The 17159-nt window shown below is 74.0% G+C and carries 17 protein-coding genes; 4 read left to right on the top strand and 13 right to left on the bottom strand.

What is annotated here, in order from left to right:
* Window positions 1–49 precede the first annotated feature (49 nt).
* The 5 genes from araB to GPA02_RS07945 all read right to left on the bottom strand — a co-directional run bounded on the left by araB (window position 50) and on the right by GPA02_RS07945 (window position 3681).
* Entirely contained in the window at window positions 50–1780 is a 1731-nt protein-coding gene (gene araB / locus GPA02_RS07965; protein ID WP_156199394.1) for a ribulokinase, read from the bottom strand.
* A 49-nt stretch (window positions 1781–1829) separates the two neighbouring features.
* Complete coding sequence (locus GPA02_RS07960; protein WP_162457724.1) at window positions 1830–2405, bottom strand: dihydrofolate reductase family protein; 576 nt, start codon at window positions 2403–2405, stop codon at window positions 1830–1832.
* Window positions 2402–2848, bottom strand: coding sequence for an SRPBCC family protein (locus GPA02_RS07955; RefSeq protein WP_156199392.1), 447 nt, complete (start codon window positions 2846–2848; stop codon window positions 2402–2404). Before GPA02_RS07955 ends, GPA02_RS07960 begins: the two co-directional genes overlap by 4 nt.
* Window positions 2848–3246 carry an ArsR/SmtB family transcription factor gene (locus tag GPA02_RS07950; protein WP_156199391.1) on the bottom strand — a complete coding sequence of 133 codons (399 nt, stop codon included), beginning with the start codon at window positions 3244–3246 and terminating at the stop codon, window positions 2848–2850. Before GPA02_RS07950 ends, GPA02_RS07955 begins: the two co-directional genes overlap by 1 nt.
* Window positions 3247–3438: 192 nt before the next feature.
* Window positions 3439–3681 carry a hypothetical protein gene (locus tag GPA02_RS07945; RefSeq protein WP_156199390.1) on the bottom strand — a complete coding sequence of 81 codons (243 nt, stop codon included), beginning with the start codon at window positions 3679–3681 and terminating at the stop codon, window positions 3439–3441.
* A gap of 80 nt (window positions 3682–3761) precedes the next feature.
* Here GPA02_RS07945 and GPA02_RS07940 point away from each other — a divergent pair, with 80 nt between their 5' ends.
* Complete coding sequence (locus GPA02_RS07940) at window positions 3762–4589, top strand: class I SAM-dependent methyltransferase (RefSeq protein WP_275689719.1); 828 nt, start codon at window positions 3762–3764, stop codon at window positions 4587–4589.
* On the opposite strand, the gene GPA02_RS07935 is transcribed toward GPA02_RS07940, so the two are convergent.
* The 4 genes from GPA02_RS07935 to GPA02_RS07920 all read right to left on the bottom strand — a co-directional run bounded on the left by GPA02_RS07935 (window position 4570) and on the right by GPA02_RS07920 (window position 7624).
* Window positions 4570–6225 (bottom strand): ABC-F family ATP-binding cassette domain-containing protein, encoded by a 1656-nt coding sequence (locus tag GPA02_RS07935; RefSeq protein ID WP_156199389.1) that lies wholly within the window; start codon window positions 6223–6225, stop codon window positions 4570–4572. The genes GPA02_RS07940 and GPA02_RS07935 overlap by 20 nt on opposite strands.
* 130 nt (window positions 6226–6355) lie before the next feature.
* A complete protein-coding gene (locus GPA02_RS07930; RefSeq protein ID WP_156199388.1) occupies window positions 6356–6676 on the bottom strand; it encodes a DinB family protein in 321 nt (106 codons plus the stop codon).
* A gap of 60 nt (window positions 6677–6736) precedes the next feature.
* Window positions 6737–6883 carry a hypothetical protein gene (locus GPA02_RS19260; protein WP_240133946.1) on the bottom strand — a complete coding sequence of 49 codons (147 nt, stop codon included), beginning with the start codon at window positions 6881–6883 and terminating at the stop codon, window positions 6737–6739.
* A 27-nt stretch (window positions 6884–6910) separates the two neighbouring features.
* On the bottom strand, window positions 6911–7624 hold the full coding sequence (locus GPA02_RS07920) for a pyridoxamine 5'-phosphate oxidase family protein (protein WP_156199386.1): 714 nt from the start codon (window positions 7622–7624) through the stop codon (window positions 6911–6913).
* A 77-nt stretch (window positions 7625–7701) separates the two neighbouring features.
* Here GPA02_RS07920 and pdxR point away from each other — a divergent pair, with 77 nt between their 5' ends.
* Window positions 7702–9039, top strand: coding sequence for a MocR-like pyridoxine biosynthesis transcription factor PdxR (gene pdxR, locus GPA02_RS07915; protein ID WP_156199385.1), 1338 nt, complete (start codon window positions 7702–7704; stop codon window positions 9037–9039).
* Here pdxR and GPA02_RS07910 read toward each other — a convergent pair whose 3' ends face one another.
* The 3 genes from GPA02_RS07910 to GPA02_RS07900 all read right to left on the bottom strand — a co-directional run bounded on the left by GPA02_RS07910 (window position 9040) and on the right by GPA02_RS07900 (window position 12022).
* On the bottom strand, window positions 9040–9561 hold the full coding sequence (locus tag GPA02_RS07910; RefSeq protein WP_156199384.1) for a DinB family protein: 522 nt from the start codon (window positions 9559–9561) through the stop codon (window positions 9040–9042).
* Window positions 9558–10544: a LacI family DNA-binding transcriptional regulator gene (locus GPA02_RS07905; RefSeq protein ID WP_156199383.1), complete on the bottom strand. Its 987-nt coding sequence runs from the start codon at window positions 10542–10544 to the stop codon at window positions 9558–9560. Before GPA02_RS07905 ends, GPA02_RS07910 begins: the two co-directional genes overlap by 4 nt.
* 236 nt (window positions 10545–10780) lie before the next feature.
* Entirely contained in the window at window positions 10781–12022 is a 1242-nt protein-coding gene (locus GPA02_RS07900) for a hypothetical protein (RefSeq protein ID WP_240133945.1), read from the bottom strand.
* 229 nt (window positions 12023–12251) lie between these two features.
* On the opposite strand from GPA02_RS07900, the gene GPA02_RS07895 reads away from it, so the two are divergent.
* Together GPA02_RS07895 and GPA02_RS07890 are read left to right on the top strand one after the other, a co-directional pair.
* Window positions 12252–13160 carry a MurR/RpiR family transcriptional regulator gene (locus GPA02_RS07895; RefSeq protein ID WP_156199381.1) on the top strand — a complete coding sequence of 303 codons (909 nt, stop codon included), beginning with the start codon at window positions 12252–12254 and terminating at the stop codon, window positions 13158–13160.
* A 47-nt stretch (window positions 13161–13207) separates the two neighbouring features.
* Window positions 13208–15091, top strand: a complete 1884-nt coding sequence (locus tag GPA02_RS07890; protein WP_156199380.1) for a hypothetical protein — start codon at window positions 13208–13210, stop codon at window positions 15089–15091.
* A 71-nt stretch (window positions 15092–15162) separates the two neighbouring features.
* On the opposite strand, the gene GPA02_RS07885 is transcribed toward GPA02_RS07890, so the two are convergent.
* Window positions 15163–16827, bottom strand: a complete 1665-nt coding sequence (locus GPA02_RS07885) for an Ig-like domain-containing protein (protein ID WP_156199379.1) — start codon at window positions 16825–16827, stop codon at window positions 15163–15165.
* Window positions 16828–17159: the final 332 nt, after the last annotated feature.

The following is a 17159-nucleotide window of genomic DNA, read 5'->3' as shown; positions in this document are numbered from 1 at the left end:
AGCGGGCTGCTGCCGGCGTTCTGGTCGGGGTCGTCGCAGGTGGGGGTGGTCACGCGATGTCCTCGGTCGGCTCGAGCTCGGGCGCGGCGGGCGCGGTCGCGCCGCCCTGGGCGGCGTGCGCCTCGCGGCGGATCGCCTTGAGGCGGTGCATGACCTCGTTGGCGCCGCGGCCGAAGTAGTCGTACAGGGTGCGGTACTCGGCGTAGAGCCGGTCGTAGGCGTCCGACGCCGCCGGGTCGGGCGTGTAGGCGGCCTCGACGCGCCCGCCCATCGCCGCGGCGGCGGTCGGGACGTCGGGGTAGCGGCCGGCGGCGACGGCGGCGTGGATCGCGGAGCCGAGCGCGGGGCCCTGCTCGGAGACGATCGTCGACAGCGGCAGCCGCGTGACGTCGGCGTACATCTGCATGAGGAACCGGTTCTTGAGCAGCCCGCCCGCGACGACGAGCTCGCGCACCTCGACCCCGGAGTCGAGGAACGCCTCGATGATCGTGCGGGTGCCGAACGCGGTCGACTCCAGCAGCGCCCGGTAGATGTCCTCCGGCCGGGTGGCCAGCGTCTGGCCGAGCACGAGCCCGGAGAGCTCGTGGTCCACCAGGGTGGAGCGGTTGCCGGAGTGCCAGTCGAGCGCGACCAGCCCGTGCGCACCGATCGGCTGGGCGCTCGCGAGGTCGGTCAGGTACTCGTGGAGGTTCTGGCCCTTGGCCGCGGCGGCCTCGCTGTAGGCGGCGGGCACGCCGGTGGAGACGAACCAGGCGAAGATGTCGCCGACGCCGGACTGGCCGGCTTCGTACCCCCAGCGGCCGGCGACGACGCCGCCGTCGACCACACCGCACATCCCCGGCACCTCGGCGAGCGCGTCGCTGCTGAGGATGTGGCACGTCGAGGTGCCCATGATCAGCGTCATCTGCCCGGGCTCGACGGCGTTCGCCGCGGGCGCGGTGACGTGGGCGTCGACGTTGCCGACGGCGACCGCGATGCCCTCGGGCAGCCCGGTCCACCCGGCGGCCTCGGCGGTCAGCGTGCCGGCGGCCTCGCCGAGCTGGGCGATCGGGGCGCCGTCGAGCTTGTCGATGAAGCCGGTGAAGCCGGGGTTGAGCGCGGCGAGGAAGTCCTGGCTCGGGTACCGGCCGTCCTGGTAGATGCCCTTGTAGCCGAGCGTGCAGGCGTTGCGCACGTAGCGGCCGCAGAGCTGCCAGACGATCCAGTCGGCCGCCTCGATCCAGTGCTCGGTCGCCTCGTAGACCTCCGGGTCCTCCTCGAGCAGCTGCAGCGCCTTCGCGAACTGCCACTCGCTCGAGATCCGCCCGCCGTAGCGCGGCAGCCAGGACTCGCCGCGCTCGCGCGCGAGGTCGGTGATGCGGTCGGCCTGCTCCTGCGCCGCGTGGTGCTTCCACAGCTTCACGTAGGCGTGGGGGCGGGCGGCGAACCGCTCCTGCTCGCACAGCGGGGTGCCGTCGGCGGCCGTCGGCACCATGGTGCAGGAGGTGAAGTCGATCCCGATGCCGACGACGTCGGACGCCTCCACCCCGGCCTGCGCGAGCGCGGCGGGCACCGCCGTCTTGAGCACCTCGACGTAGTCGGCGGGCACCTGCAGCGCCCAGTCCGGCGGGAGCGGCTCGTCCGCGTGGGCGGTGAGCGTCCGGTCCATCACGGCGTGGCGGTACTCGTGCACCGCGCTGCCCAGCTCGGCCCCGTCCGCGACGCGCACCACAACAGCCCGTCCGGAGAGGGTGCCGTAGTCCACGCCGACGACGAGCGCACGGTCGGCGTCGACAGTCATGACTCGATGTTAGCGTTCACATCCTCGGTGCGCACGCGTTCTGCGGCGGTCACCGCCGCACGGGGTCGGGCAGGTACTCCGAGACGACGTGCCCCGTCGGCAACGCCTCGACGGAGCCCAGCCGCATCAGCCGCATGCCGAGGTCCGACGGCGCGAGACGCCGTCCGGCGCCGACGAGGGCCGCGCACGTCCGCAACCGAAGGCGGTCGACGGCGCCGGCGGCCAGCAGCGCGTCGGTCAGCATCAGCGAGCCCCACACGATGACCGAGCCGTGGCGCCGCGCCACCTCGCGCACGGCCTCGACCGCGCTCGGCCGCGGCCGGACCACCTCGATCTCGCCGTCACCCCACGGGGCTCGGTCGAGCGTCGCGGAGACCACGAGCTTGGGCAGCCTCGCGATCGGCTCCGCGACGGGCTCGGTCGCGGGGTCCACCATCGGCCAGTAGCCCGCGAACATCTCGTAGGTGCGGCGGCCGAGGACGATCGCGCCCACGGACGCGAGCAGCTCGAGCTGACCTCGGTCGGGTGGCTCGACGCCGGGGTGGGTCGCCTCGACGAAGCGCAGACCGCCGTCGCGCTCGGCCGCGAACCCGTCGATCGAGACGAGCTGCTCGACGGTGATCACCGCTGCACCAGCAGCGCGTCGAGCTCCTCGAACGCCTCGACCCAGCCGTCGTGCACGCTGTCGTCGCGGCCACGGTCCTCGTCGCGCCCCAGCAGGTGGAACGTCATCGCGCAACGGCCGCCCGGCAGCTCGCGCAGGTCGACGGTGATGACGTACGCGTCCTCGACGTCGGCGCCCGGCTCGGCCCACGAGAAGCGGAGCCGCTCCGGTTCGCGCACCTCGATGAACTCGCCGCCCGTCGGGTACTCGCGGCCGTCGGGCGCGACCATGAGGTAGCGGTAGCGACCGCCTTCACGGACGTCGACGACGACCGACTCCGGGGGCGTCACGACCTCGTGCGGGTGCCACCACCGAGCGGCGAGCACCGGATCGGTCCAGGCCTGCCACACCGTCTCGCGCGGCGCGTCGAGCTCGCGCTCGATCGTGAACTCCTTGGTCTCCATCACTCCTCCGTCTCCGCGTCGGCGCTGTCGCGCGCGGCGCGATCGGTGCCACCCGGCCCGGCAGGGCGGGTGGAGGCCAGGGCCTCGAGCGTGCGGTCGAGGCGGTCGAAGCGGGCCTGCCAGGCGGCGCGGTGCTCGGCAACCCAGCGCTCGGCGCCGTCCAGACCCTCGGGCCGCAGCGTGCACCGGCGCCACTGCCCCTCGCGCGTGCGCTCGATGAGCCCGGCGTCCTCGAGCACGCCGAGGTGTTGGGAGATCGCGGGCCGGCTCATCGCGAACGGCTCGGCGAGCTCCCCGACGGTGGCGCTGCCGGCAGCGAGCCGCTCCAGCACCGCGCGCCGGGTGGGGTCGGCGAGCGCGAAGAAGATCCGGCTCAGCGAATCGGTGGCGATCGGCATGTAGGCAGGTCCTTACGTAAGCAGTTGCCTACACGATGACCTGCTGAGACGCCCGTGTCAAGGGCTGCGGGCTCCTTCGCCGCGCAGCCGGCGCGGGCCTGCGCCGTCAGGCCGGCCGCGGGGTGGCGGCCACGGTCGACTGGCCGATCCAGCGCGGCAGCGCCCGCCGGACCGGCTCGGGACCGGAGACCGTCAGCACCCCGGTGCGCAGCAGCTCCTCCCAGGACCTGTGCCGCGCCGGACCCGCACGAGCTCGCGCAGCCCGGTCACGACCTCGGCGGTCACGTCGTAGCCCGGGTCGACGTCGCACAGGTCGACCTCGCCACCGTGGACGACCAGCCACCAGCGCGACGTCCGCGCGGGCACGTCGCGGAGCCGGAACTGGAGCACGGTGCGGCTGCGCGGCCACTCCTCGACCGGGATCGTGCGCTTCATGTCCCACATGAGCAGGTGCGGGTCGAGGTCCTCCTCGCCGAGCTCGCCGACCCATCCGAACCAGACGACGAGGAGATCCCATGATGACGACGTTCACCAGCACGCTGCGACCGGAGCTCAAGGCGCGCCACCGACGCATGTGGGCGCTGGGCGACTACCCCAGCGTCGCCTCCGAGGTGGTCGCCGAGCTCGGTCCGACGGCGGTCGAGGCGGCCGCCGTCGGACCCGGCGACCGTGTGCTCGACGTGGCCGCCGGCTCCGGCAACGCCGCGATCCCGGCCGCCCGGCGCGGCGCGGAGGTCGTGGCGACCGACCTCACGCCCGAGCTGCTCGACGTCGGCCGCTGCGATGCGGAGGCCGAGGGGCTGGCGCTCACCTGGCAGGAGGCCGACGCCGAGGACCTGCCGTTCCCGGACGCGGCGTTCGACGTCGTCGTGTCCAGCGTCGGGGTGATGTTCGCCCCCGACCACCGGGCGAGCGCCGACGAGCTGGTCCGCGTCCTGCGACCCGGTGGCCGGCTGGCCCTGGTGTCCTGGACGCCCGAGGGCTTCATCGGCCGCATGTTCGCGACGATGAAGCCGTACGTGCCCGCACCTCCGCCGGGCGTCCAGCCACCGCCGCTGTGGGGCGACGAGGAGCACGTCGCCGGGCTGCTCGGCGACCGTGTCGTCGACCTCCGCGCACAGCGACGCAGTCTCCGCGTGACCACGTTCGGCGATGCCGCGACGTTCCTGGCGTTCTTCAAGGAGCGCTACGGCCCGACGATCGCGGCCTACGCCGGCCTCGCGGACGACCCGGCTCGGGCGGCCGCGCTCGACACCGACCTGCTGGCGCTCGCGGCGGCCCACGACGTCGGTGACGGCGCGATGGACTGGGAGTACCTCCTGGTCACCGCCGTCCGAGGCTGAGCTCGGCCACGTCGCCCTCCCACTGCCGGCGCAACCACCGGTCGTGGGAGGCGACGACGACGGCGCCCGGCCAGTCGCGCAGCCCCGCCACGAGCTCGTCCGCGAGGGCGAGCGAGATGTGGTTGGTCGGCTCGTCGAGCAGCAGCACGTCGGGTCGCTGCGTCACGAGCATCGCCAGCACGACCCGGCGCCGGGTGCCGACCGAGAGGTCGGCGACCGGACGGTCGAGGTCGCGCGGTGCCACCAGCCCGTGACCCTCGACCGCCGCACGCTCGCCCGGCTGCAGCTCACGCCCCTCGGCGGCTGCGAGCAGCTGCCGAGGGGTGCTGGCCTCGTCCTCGAGCGGGAGATCCTGCTCCAGCAGGCCGATCCGGACGCCGCGGGCCGCTCCGACGCTGCCGCCGTCGGGCTGGAGGTCGCCGGCGAGCAGGTGCAGCAGCGTCGACTTGCCGGAGCCGTTCGGCCCGGTCAGCAGCAGCCGCGCGCCCGCGGGCACCTCGAACGAGGGCAGCCCGGCGGCGTCCATGTCGAGACGGCCGGCCAGCCGGACGTGGTGCGCCCAGGCGAGCAGACCGCCGTCGGGCGCCGGCCCGCTCGGCGGCTCGAACCGCAGCGGCGGCCGGGGCTTGCGCACCTGCTCGCGCTCGAGCTGCTCCAGCCGCACCTCCGCGTTGCGGACCCGCCGGGAGACCGTCTGGTCGACGCGTGCGCCCTTGAAGTTGAAGAGGAACTTGTCGTTGTCGCGGGGGCCGCGGCCGGGCGCGACCTCGCGTGCGGTGACGGCCACGGCGCGCCGCAGCTGCGTCAGCTCCTCCTGCTCGCGCTCGTAGCGCTCCTGCCAGCGCGCCAGCGCGACCCGTCGCTGCTGCAGGTAGTCGGAGTAGCGGCCGCCGTAGACGACCGGCGGCGGTTCCGGACTGGAGCCGGGGTCGAGGTCGACGATCTCGGTCGCCACCTGCTCGAGAAACGTCCGGTCGTGGCTGGCGAGCAGCACCGCGCCCGTGAGTGTGGCGAGCTCGCCGGCGAGGAAGTCCGCCGCGTCGTCGTCGAGGTGGTTCGTGGGCTCGTCGAGCAGCAGCGCCCGCGGCCGCCGCAGCAGCAGCGCGGCCAGGCCCAGCCGGGTGCGCTGCCCGCCTGACATCTCGCCCACCCGTTGGTCGTCGGGGAGCGCGTCGAGCCGCAGCCCGGCGAGGGTGCGCGCCGCCCGCACGTCGGCGTCCCAGACCTCGGCCTGCTGCGCCGCCGCGAGCGCGCGGTCGTAGGCGCGCGCCACCGACGCCTCCTCCGGCCGGTCGGCGAGCGCCGCGGCCGCGCGCTCCAGGTCGGCCTCGAGGCGGCGCACGTGTCGCAGCGCGTCCTCGACGACCGAGCGCGCGGGCGTGCTCGCCGGGTAGGGCAGCTCCTGGTCGAGCAGGCCGAGGTCCGGCGGCCTCTCGACGGTGCCCGCATCGGGCTCGAGGGTGCCGGCGAGCACGCGCAGCAGCGTCGACTTGCCGACGCCGTTCTCGCCGACCAGGCCGGCGCGGTGACCGGGGTCGACGGCGAGCGAGATGTCGGTGAGCACGGGGCGGCCGTCGAAGGAGACGGAGACGCCGTCGGCGCGCAGCACCGGGGAGAGGGTGGTGACGGATGACATGCGAAGACCTGCCTCGGTCGTGGGGTACGGGCTCGGGGCAGGTCACATCCGCATGCCGCCAGGGTAGGCAGGCCGCTGCGCACAGGGCAACCGACTTTCCGAGCGCACCGGTGCGGTGCCCGACAGGGCCTCAGGCGGTCGGGACGACCCGCCCGGCGAGGGCCGCGAGCCGCTCGTACGGTCCGGCGCCGGCGGGCGCGGGCTGTTCGGGGCCGAACATGGTGTCGCGGTTCTCGGGGGTGAGCGCGCCGCTCATGAAGGCGAGGCCGTCCTCCGCGACGCGCGGGTCGAACCCGGCGGTCCCCACGCCGAGCGCGGTGGCCAGGTCCCACGTGTGCACCGCGATCTCACCGGTGCACCAGCGGGAGTCGGCGTCGGGGTCGGCGGGGTCGCGCCAGGCGTCGTGCAGCCGGTCGGCCGCGGCGGCGTACTCGGCCTCGCGGTCGTGCACGTGCGGGGCCCTCGGCCCCGAAGTCGGGCTGCTCGCCGCGGGTGGCGGCGGCGAGGTTCGTCACGCTGTGCACGACGTGGTCGACCAGGTGGGTGATGTCCCAGTCCGCGCACGGGTCGCGCGCGACAGGTCCTCGTCGCGGACCTGCGCGACGAGCGAGCCCAGCTGTTCGAGGGCGATGTCGAGGGTCTCGCGGTGCGTGCTCATCCACCCATCACACCCCTGGCGCGGACGTCAGGCAGGTGAACGCACACCCTCGTGCGGATCCACCGGCCGCGCCCCCAGCCGCGCGGCCTGCCGGGCGACGTCGTCGGGCACCTCCGCGGCGGCGTCCGGCGAGGTGACCGGCGGCTCGGCGACCCGGCGGACCGGGACGACGCCGGCCCACACCTCGGCGTCGACGTCGGCGGGCTCGTCGACCGGCCCGCCCGAGCGGACCTTCATCGACGCCTCCCGCAGCGGCACGGCGAGGATCGCGGTCGCGGCGAGCTCCTTGCGGGTGCTCGGCCGCAGCGTGGCTGACCGCCCCGGGATCATGTGGTCGACCGTGAGCGCCAGCGCTCGCGCCCGCTCGTCGGGGTCGGTGACCAGGCGCGCCTCGCCGATCACGACGGCGGACCGGTAGTTCATCGAGTGGTGGAACGCCGAGCGCGCCGCGACCAGACCGTCCAGCTCGGTGACGGTCACGCACACGGTGCGCCGCGCGGAGGCGGTGAGCCAGCGGGCCGCGACCGAGCCGTGGATGTAGAGCGAGCCGCCGTCGTCGGGGCCGTCGAGGTCGACCGCGAACGCGACCGGGAGCACGAGCGGGTGGTCGCCGACGTCGACGCCGAGGTGCGCGACGAGGGCATCGGCGAGCAGCGCGTGCAGCTCGGCCCGGTCGGTGCGGGCCCGGCTGCGGCCGCGCACGACGGTCGTGCGGGGCGTCGGCGAGAGCGTGTCGGTCATGGCGCTAGGCTCGCTGCCCAGTGGCCTGCCATCAACGGCCAATCGGCCTCCACTTCGGCAGGCCACCGGAGGTGGTCGTGAGCACGTTGCCGGTGGTGCTGGAGCGCGACGGCGCGGTGCCGCTCGGCGTGCAGCTGAGCACCCAGATCCGCGCGCGCATCCTCGACGAGTCGCTGCCCGAGGGGCACCGGCTGCCGAGCTCGCGCGCGCTGGCCGCCGAGCTGGGGACCTCGCGGTCGGTGGTCGAGCAGGCGTACTCGCAGCTCGTGGCGGAGGGCTGGTTGCGCGGCCGGCACGGGTCGGGCACGTTCGTGGCCTCCCGCGGGCTGCGACGTGCCGCCTCGCGGCGGGCCGCCGAGCCGGCTGCCGCTCGGCCGCTGGTGACGCTCGACGCCGGCACGCCCTTCATCGACCCGCGGCACGCGGCGGGCTGGCGGCGGGCGTGGCGCGAGGTCTCCACCGCGACGCCGCCGCGCGGCTACGACGACTCGCGGGGGCTGCCGGAGCTGCGGCGGCTGCTGGCGGAGCGGCTGGCCCGCACGCGGGGGCTGGCGTGCGAGCCCGAGCAGGTCGTGGTCACCTCGGGCACGACCGACGGCCTGCGGCACCTGCTGGGCGCGCTGCCACCCGGCGCGGTCGGCATCGAGGACCCCGGCTACCGCGCCGCCGTCGCGACCGCCCGGCAGGTGGGCCGCGAGGTGCGCGACCTGCCCGCTATCGACCCGGACGGCTGGGCGCTCGACGGGCTCGCCGCCGTCTACGTGACGCCCGCGCACCAGCACCCGCTCGGGCACGTGATGTCGGCCTCGCAGCGGCTGCACCTGCTGGACCGGGCGCGCGCGTCCGATGCGCTGGTGATCGAGGACGACTACGACTCCGAGTTCCGCTACGACGTCGCGCCGATCCCCGCGCTCGCGTCGCTGGCGCCGGAGCGGGTCGGCTACCTCGGCACCGCCGCGAAGTCGGTCGGGCCCAGCATGCGGATCGGGTGGCTGGTGGCGCCGCCGGAGGTGACCGACGCCGTCAACGCTCGGCGCACCGCGACGCACGACGCCGCGCCGTGGCCGGTGCAGCGCGCGTTCCTCACGCTGGTCCGCGACGGCTACCTGGACCGCGTGGTGCGCTCCGCGCGGCGGGTGTACGCCGAGCGCGCGCAGCGGGTGACCGAGGCGCTACGACCGTACGCGACGCCGTCGACCCCCTCGCCCGCCGGCATGTACACGACGTGGCTGCTGCCGCACGCCGACGCGGTGCGCGCCCGCGACGCGGCGCTCGCGGCGGGCTACCAGGTCAACCTGCTGGCGGACTACTGCCGCAGCGCCGGGCTGACCGGGCTGCTGGTCGGCGTGGGCGGGGTGACCGACGCCCAGCTCGACGAGGCGCTCGCCGCGCTGGTGCGTGGCCTCGCCGGCTGACTACTCGCCCACGAGACCGTCGATCGACTGCCGCAGCAGGTCGGCGTGACCGGCGTGCCGGGCGTACTCCTCGATCATGTGGGTGAGCACGTACCGCACGGAGACGCGCGCGGGTTCGCGCCGCTCGAGGGTGCCGAGGTCGCCGTCGGCGAGGATCTCGGCGAGCAGTCGGCGGGAGCGCTCGACGGCGGCGGTCCAGCGTTCCCGGACGGTCGCGGCGTCGAGGGTCGCGGGTGCGTGCCAGTCCCAGTCGGGGTCGGCGTCCCAGTCGACGGCGTCCCAGGGCGGGGCGGGCTGCTCGCCCGCCAGCCGGCAGCCGAACCAGTAGTCCTCGACGAAGGCGAGATGGTGCAGCATGCCGCCGAGCGTCATGTCCGACGGCGGCAGGGTGGCGCGCAGCCCGGCCTCGTCGAGGCCGTCGGTCTTCCAGGCGAGCGTGGCGCGCAGGAACTCGAGGAAGCCGGTGAGGGTGCCGAGCTCGTCGGTCGCGTGCGGCGGCTCGGGCCGCTCGTCCGGGCTCACCGGGCGCTCCGGGGTGCCGCCGTCGAGGCGCGAGGCACGAGGGTCGCGGGCAGCCGGCGCGGCAGCGCGGGGCCGCCCGCGATGACCTCGACGAGCGCGCCGAGGGCGGCGGCACCCAGCGCGCGCAGGTCCTGCCGCACGGTGGTGAGCGGCGGGTAGTAGTTGGCGGCGCCCTCGAAGTCGTCGAAGCCGACGACCGAGACGTCGTCGGGCACCCGCACACCGGCCTCGGCGAAGGCGCGGAGCATGCCGAGCGCCATGAGGTCGTTGGCGGCGAACACCGCGGTCGGCAGGTCGTCGAGGAGCTCGTGGCCGATCGCGTAGCCGCGATCGGAGCTCCAGTCGCCGACGACGTCGGGCCGAGGCCGGACGCCCGCGTCCGCGAGCGCGGCGTGCCAGCCCTCGACGCGTGCGGCGGCGTCGAACCAGTCCGTGGGGCCGGAGACGTGGACGACGTCGGTGTGGCCGAGCCCGAGCAGGTGCTCGGCGGCCAGCCGCGCGCCGCCGCGCTGGTCCACGGAGATGGTGGCGACGTCGTCGGGCGGGTCCCAGGCCGAGACGACGAGCACGGGCACCTGGGTGCTGAGCGCTTGCGCGACCTCGGCGACCCCGGGCGTCGGCGCGATGACGACGACGCCCTCCACCCCCTGCTCGACGAACGCGTTGGCGATCTCCGCGTGCCGGGCCGGGTCGGGCTCGGGGGCGATGGCGACGGTGACGAAGTAGCCGGCCGAGCGCGCGGCCTGCTCGAGCGCGCCGAGCGTGCCCGCGGGCCCCGATCGCCACGACCCGCTGGAGACGATGCCCAGCAGCCCGGAGCGGCGCGTCACGAGGGCGCGGGCCGACAGGTTGCGCCGGTACCCGAGCTGCTCGACCGCGGCGAGCACCCGCTCGCGCGTCTCCGGCCGCACCGAGGGGTGGTCGTTGAGCACCCGGCTCACCGTCTGGTGGGAGACGCCCGCGAGCCGCGCCACGTCGGTCATCCCGGGCCGCTTGCCGCCCTCCACACCGCCCCCTCCGCCTCGACCGGTCGTCGCAGGGTACCGAGCGCACGCTCCGCCCCTCGCCTGCAACATAACGGCTGCCAGATCGCGGATCCCGGACTTTGTGAGCGTTCACACGGGATCGGGGCACGCGTTCGTCGCCGCCCACGCCCGGGTCACAGGCTGCGTGCGCGTCCTCGCATCGGATCGCATGCCTTCAGCGCGACCGAGGTAGCTCAGTCACCCGTCCGATCACGGCGGCGCAGCGCCAGAGTGTCCATCCGGCTCGAGAACTTGGCCGTCGCCGACTTCGCGCGACCGAGCGTCTCGCTGCCCAGCCGCTTGGCGACGTCAACCCCTCCGGCTCCGGTCTCGAGCGCCCGGTCCTTCACATCGGAAGCCGCGTCGAGCCAGCGCCTCGCTTCCATGGCCGACCCGCTCGCTTCGATCCCGAGCCGCTCCTGGAAGTCGATGACGGCGGCGGCCACGTGGGCACTCGAGCGCACGACGGCCGGCGACTCGATGGGATTCAGCAGCACCTTGTTGTTGGCGTAACCGGCGGCTGCGTCGAGGCGCGTGATCAAGAGCCGCGTGGCATCCGCGATCGCATCACGCCGCTTCTGCCGAGCAACCTGCAGCCCTTGCCGGTGCGCATCCAGCTGCTCCGGCTCCGCATCGAGCACCCGGTCGAGCTCGAGGATCGCGATGGCGTCCTGGAGCTGGACGCACCGGGCAAGCACCACGAGCCACTCGGCTGCCTTGGTCTCGGCCTCCTTGGCTGCCTTGACCAGGTCGCCCATTCCTCGCTTGCTCTCGAGCTTCTCTGCAAGCGCGTCGAGCTGGCGGAGCGCGTATCCCTGGGTACGAGCGATCGTCATCGACGTGGCCTGCACCTTCGACCACGTCGTCTCGGAGACCCGACCCGTGTGCTCGCGGATGCTCATCGCCTCCTCGATGGTGAGGTCGACCCCGATCATGTCGGCCAGAACGGCATCGCTCTGGGCGCGGAGCACATCGTCGACCTTCTGGTCGATCGTGGCGAGGTAGTCGGTGATCTCGTCCATCGTCTGCTGCATGGCGACCTGAGCCATGACCCCGGCCGCTCCGGCGAGGAAGGCGGGACTAGTGAGGGTCGCTCCGGGGCCTCGGGCGAACTCGACGAGGTGGACGAACCGACCCTTCTCACCACGGAGCACACCCGTCTGGAGTCCCGAGGAGGTCTTGGTGACCATCGGGTACTTCTTCGCGAGCTCGGCAGACTGCGTCGTGAGCTGGACCCATCGACCTGAGCCCGCGGAGATCTCTGAAGCCGCCTGGAGCGCCCCTGCGGCAGCACCCGCTCGATGGCGAAGTCGATCCAGTCCCAGGTCGACCGACGTCAAGCCTTCGGAGTCGAGGAACTGCGCGACGACGCTCGGCTCGCCGATCACAGCCAGGCCGTCGCCGTCACTGATCAGCGCGATCTCGTTGTCCATCATCGGCTCCGAAGGGTGGTTCTGAGTATGTCCGGGCGATGCTCTGGCACGAGGTGCGGCCCGCGTCGACTGGCTCACGACTGCGCTGATCTCCGTGCACATCCGCGACACACGGGATCGCGCCACGAAGGTAGCACCGCGACCCTGCCTGCGACGTCACGGCCTACTCGACGGTCTGACGATTCTTGTCAGAACGTTGACACGTCACGTGATCTCACTGACACTTCCTGTCATGCCTGCGTCGTCGCTGCGCTCCTCCGGGGTCCTCACCGACCTGCGGAGGCTCCGCCCGGAGCTGCCGGCGTCGGTGCGGAAGGTGGCGGACACGGTGCTCGCCGACCCGGCCGGGGCGGTCGCCGGGACGCTGCAGGAGCTGGCGGTGACGAGCGGGACCTCGCCGTCGGCGGTGTCGCGGCTGTGCCGGCGGCTCGGCGTCGACGGCTACCCCACGCTGCGGCTGGCCGTCATCGCGGACGCGGCGGCCGGCACCGGCTCGCCGTGGGAGCTCGACATCTCCCGCACCATCTCCCCCACCGACCCGCTCGAGGACGTCGCGCGCACCCTCGGGGCGGCGCAGACCTACGCGGTCATGGACACCCTCGCGGGGCTCGACCTCGACGCCGTCCGCGCCCTCGCCGACGCGATCGCCGCCGCGCGCCGCGTGCAGCTCTACGCGGTCAGCGGCTCCGCCGTCATGACGATGGAGCTGCAGCTGCGGCTGCACCGCATCGGCGTCCCGACCTGGTCGTTCACCGACGTCCACGAGGGTCTCACGGGCGCGGCCCTGCTCGAGCCGGGCGACGTCGCGATCGCCGTCTCCTTCACCGGCGAGACCGTCGAGACGGTCGAGATGCTGCGTACCGCCGCCGAGCGCGGCGCCCTGACGGCGGCCGTCACCGGCGGCGCCGAGTCCACCCTCGCCCGCGCAGCCGACCACGTGCTGGTCACGGTCACCGAGGAGACGACGTTCCGCGAGGGCCCGCTCGCGGCCCGGTTCTCCGAGCTCACGGTCGTCGAGCTGCTGTACCTCGCCGTCAGCCAGGCGAGCGTCGCGCGCACGACCGAGCTGCTGGACCGCACGGCCCACGCCGTGCGCAGCCATCAACGACGGCGCCCGGCACCGAGGCCGGGTCGAGCCTGACCGGCGCGGCACGCGCCACGACAGCCCACCCGGGCGGAGGAGGAACCATGGCCGACAGCACCCTCAGCAGACAGACGTTCCTGCGTCTCGGCGGCGCTCTGGGAGGGGCGCTCGCCGCGACCGGGATGGTCGCCGGCGGCGCCTCCGCCGCCCCGCGGCCGCGCGTGCCCGCGCCGCGCGCGAGCGGTGGCCCGCTGCTCGAGGGCGGCGAGTTCCCGATCGGCATCTTCTGGCCGCCCCCGCCGTACCAGACGACGGTCGACCGCTACCGCCAGATCGTCGACGCCGGCTTCACCTACGTGCACTCGAACAACTACCTGTTCGCCGACTGGCAGATCCAGCAGCACGCGCTGCGCATCGCCGACCAGGTCGGCCTCAAGGTCCTCGTCGACGACGACGACCTGCGCTGGATCACCCGCAACTTCCGCATCAGCGACGACGGCGGCCCGTTCACGCTCACCCGCGACGAGGCCGAGACGCTGGTGCGCCAGATCGTCAACCGCTACGCCCCCACCCGCTACTGGCGGCTGCGCGACGGCCGGCTCCTCTTCGACGGCGGCACCGGCGACGGGTCGATCGGCTGGGCGCTCGACGGCGCCGACTGGACCGACTACGTGTTCGAGTTCACCGCGACCCCGCTGCCCACGGGTGCAGGCGGCTACGCCCAGGCGGGCTGGGCGTTCCGCGTCCAGGACGAGCGCAACGCCTACGTCTGGATCATCGGCGACCGCGACACCGGCGGCGGCAACGGCAACCTCACGCGCGCGATCTTCGTCGACGGCGCGCCGCAGGTCACCACCGTGCAGCTGCCGTTCCCGATCGAGCCCGACACCGCCTACCGGGTACGCACCGAGGTCGTCGGCACCACGATCACCACCTCGGTCGACGGCGTCGTCGTCGACACCGTCGAGGACGCGACCTACGCGTCGGGCTCCGTGGGCTTCCGCGAGGCGGGCAGCGAGTCGGCCCTGTTCGACGACGTCGTCGTCACCGCCGCGGACGGCACCGTGCTGCTGACCGAGGACTTCTCCGGCGACCTGTCGGCCTGGCGCACCCCAGGCGGTGGCGGCTTCGAGAGCTACGCGGGCCTTCACGTCTTCGACGAGCCCGGCGTCGACAAGCTGCCCGACCTGGGCGTGCTGCTCGACATCATCCGCACCGTCGACCCGGACAACCTCCCCTACGTCAACCACCTGCCCGGCTTCGACTACGCGGCCGCCGTCGAGCACCTGGACCCCGAGGTGCTCTCCTTCGACCGCTACCCGATCCTCGAGTCCGGCGAGGACGGCGGCTTCTTCGCGAACTGGGCGGCCGTGCGGGCCGCCGCGCTGCCGCAGGACATCCCGACGTGGGCCTACATCCAGTCGGTCGGCTACACCGCGCACGCGGTGCCCGACAAGGACGACCTGTACTGGCAGATCAACGTCGCGCTGGCCTACGGCTGCAAGGGCATCCAGTACTTCACCTACTGGACGCCGGACCCGGCGCGCGGGGAGGACTTCCACGAGGCGCTCATCCAGCCGGACGGCCGCAAGACCCCGCTGTACGCGGCGTCGGCGGAGGTCAACAACGACTACCTGGCGCCGATCGGGCGGCAGCTGCTGCCGCTCACCTCGACCGCGGTGCAGGCGGCCAACCTCGCGCAGGTGCCCGACGGGCTCGCGGCGTTCGAGCCCGACGACGAGATCGCCGCCACCAGCGGCGACGGCCTCGTCCTCGGCCGCTTCGACGGCCCGGACGACGCCCGGTACGTGCTCGTGGTCAACCACTCCCGCCACGAGCAGGCCCACGCGGCGCTCACGTGGGGCTCGGCGGTGACCGGCGTCGCCACCTACGACCCGAAGAAGGACCGCTGGGCCGACCAGCGCCCGGGCGACCTCGCGGTCCGGCTCAAGCCCGGTCGAGCGACGCTCGTGCGCCTCACCCGCTAGCCGGAGACGACGACGGGCCCCCACCGCACCCGGTGGGGGCCCGTCCGCGTGGTCGGCCTGCCGGCCCCGCCTCAGCCCTGCGACGCAGCCTGCCGGCGGCGTGCGACGAGCAGCGCGACGCCCGCGACGAGCAGCAGCCCGGAGGCACCGGCCAGCCAGGCCGCCGACCCGGCACCGGTGTGCGCCAGTGCGGGAGCCTCGACCGTGCCGCCCGACGACACCGACGGCGTGACGGTCGGCTCCGTCGGCTCCTCGATCGGCTCCGCCGGCTCGGTCGGCTCCGTCGGCTCCGCCGGCTCCGTCGTGGGCTCCGTCGGCTCCTCGGTGGGCTCGCTCGGCTCCTCGGTCGGCGGCGCCTCGGGCGTGTAGCCGTGCCACGGGTCGCTGTCGGTCACGGTGCGGCCGCTGCCCGCTCCCGTGCCGGTGACGCCCGCGACGTCGGCGTGCTCGGCGCTCGGCCCCATCGCAGGGAGCGTGGCCGTGCACGTGAAGGAGTCGCCGATCTCGAACGGACCGGCCCACGTCGTGCCGGTGGACCCGTCGGGGAACGAGCACACCAGGTCCTGCAGGTCCGGTCCCGCCTCGGTGGTGTCGGTGACGACGACGTCGACGAGGTCCTCGCGGCCGTCGTTGGTGATCGTGAAGGTGATCTCCTCGTCCGCGACCGGGTCGAGCTCCTTGCCGGGGCCTGCGTCGTGGTCGCCGGCGTCAGGGCCGTCGACGGTGGACCACTTCTCGATGTCGATCGACGGGATGTTGTCACCGATCCCGCCACCGCCAGCGGTCACACGCTCCACGTGGGTGCCCGTCGAGCTCGGCACGTCGTCCTCGACGACGATCGCCGAGTTCGTGTAGCTGTCGCGCTCCTCCGTGACGGTGCTCGTGTAGCGGACGATGGCGACCTCGCCCTCGTCGAGATCGGTCACGACGATCTGGAAGCCGGTCTCGTCGCAGCGGACGATCTCGTGCTGCGACGCGGGCATCGCGACGTTGCTGTGCCACACGCCGTTGGCGTCGAAGTCGCTCAGCAGCCGCACGTCGAGCCCGGCGCAGTCGAGGACGTGGCCGGGGCCCCGCTCGTCGGTGAAGACGATCCGCGACAGCGGGCCGACCGAGGACCGCAGCCGCCAGGTGAGGGCGCCGTCGCGGCTGCCCTCGTCCTCCAGCACGGGGTCGGTCCAGTAGCCGTACTTCACCGGGCGGCTGATGTTGTTGCCCACCGGGCCGACCACGACCGTGTCGGTGTACTCGCCCACCTCGGTGACGAACGTGAACTCGTTCGTCTCGCCCGCGGTCGTCTCGCCCTGCACGAGCTGCGCCGTGATGAAGGCGTCGCCGCGCACGTTGGTGTGGGTGTCGACGTAGTCGGTGAGCGTGAAGACGATGCGACCATCGACCACCTGGGCACGGGCGACCACGGGCTTGGCCGGGTCGTTGTCCTCGTGGAGGTCGAAGGTCAGCCCCCCGATCTTGGCGAGGCTGTCCGGCAGCTGCACCCAGAAGGTGTCACCTGCCTGGCTGTCGTCCGGCACCGCCCAGGTCATCCGGACGTCGACCGAGCCGCCGTACGCCGCCGACTCCTGGGTGATGTCGACGCCGGTGATGGCTCCTGGGATGTCCGCGGCCGCCGCGGGCGTGGTGGGTACCAGCGCCGCGACGAGCGCGAGGACGGCGGCGAGCAGCGCTGCCCACCGGTGGGTGTGCGACGCGGTGGCGTCGGCACGTCGTGAGTGCATGGGTGTCTCCCCTGTGCGACGGTGTCTCGCGCCCCCGTCTCCGGGCCCCCGGCGCGACTGTCGAGAAGGAGACGCCGGGCGCCGTCCGCCATGACGCCGCCTCGGCTGTGGTCTGCATCACTCCTGCCGACATGCCGACGCCCACCACGCCCCACGGCCGGACGGTCGTGGGGCGAGGCGGGCGAGAGGTGGGACGGCGTCAGCCGCGCGGGGTACCGACGTCGCGCGTGGCGCGACGCGGGCCGCGGCGACGCCCGCTCGACGGCGCGGGGCCGCCGCTCGTCGGGCGCGGCCCGGTGCCCGAGCCGGCGCGGGCGGGCTGGGAGCCCTGC

Origin of the sequence: Actinotalea caeni (assembly GCF_009733795.1) — a bacterium.
GTDB classification, from domain to species: domain Bacteria; phylum Actinomycetota; class Actinomycetes; order Actinomycetales; family Beutenbergiaceae; genus Pseudactinotalea; species Pseudactinotalea caeni.
Note: the sequence above shows the minus strand (reverse complement) of the source record. Positions and strands in the feature narration are given on the sequence as shown.

Bases quoted from the DNA above. Each gene is read 5' to 3' on its own strand.
- araB (WP_156199394.1), bottom strand. From the start codon at position 1,780: ATGACTGTCGACGCCGACCGTGCGCTCGTCGTCGGCGTGGACTACGGC.
- GPA02_RS07955 (WP_156199392.1), bottom strand. From the start codon at position 2,848: ATGGAGACCAAGGAGTTCACGATCGAGCGCGAGCTCGACGCGCCGCGC.
- GPA02_RS07950 (WP_156199391.1), bottom strand. From the start codon at position 3,246: ATGCCGATCGCCACCGATTCGCTGAGCCGGATCTTCTTCGCGCTCGCC.
- GPA02_RS07945 (WP_156199390.1), bottom strand. From the start codon at position 3,681: ATGAAGCGCACGATCCCGGTCGAGGAGTGGCCGCGCAGCCGCACCGTG.
- GPA02_RS07940 (WP_275689719.1), top strand. From the start codon at position 3,762: ATGATGACGACGTTCACCAGCACGCTGCGACCGGAGCTCAAGGCGCGC.
- GPA02_RS07935 (WP_156199389.1), bottom strand. From the start codon at position 6,225: ATGTCATCCGTCACCACCCTCTCCCCGGTGCTGCGCGCCGACGGCGTC.
- GPA02_RS19260 (WP_240133946.1), bottom strand. From the start codon at position 6,883: ATGAGCACGCACCGCGAGACCCTCGACATCGCCCTCGAACAGCTGGGC.
- GPA02_RS07920 (WP_156199386.1), bottom strand. From the start codon at position 7,624: ATGACCGACACGCTCTCGCCGACGCCCCGCACGACCGTCGTGCGCGGC.
- GPA02_RS07905 (WP_156199383.1), bottom strand. From the start codon at position 10,544: ATGACCGACGTGGCGCGGCTCGCGGGCGTCTCCCACCAGACGGTGAGC.
- GPA02_RS07900 (WP_240133945.1), bottom strand. From the start codon at position 12,022: ATGATGGACAACGAGATCGCGCTGATCAGTGACGGCGACGGCCTGGCT.
- GPA02_RS07895 (WP_156199381.1), top strand. From the start codon at position 12,252: ATGCCTGCGTCGTCGCTGCGCTCCTCCGGGGTCCTCACCGACCTGCGG.
- GPA02_RS07890 (WP_156199380.1), top strand. From the start codon at position 13,208: ATGGCCGACAGCACCCTCAGCAGACAGACGTTCCTGCGTCTCGGCGGC.
- GPA02_RS07885 (WP_156199379.1), bottom strand. From the start codon at position 16,827: ATGCACTCACGACGTGCCGACGCCACCGCGTCGCACACCCACCGGTGG.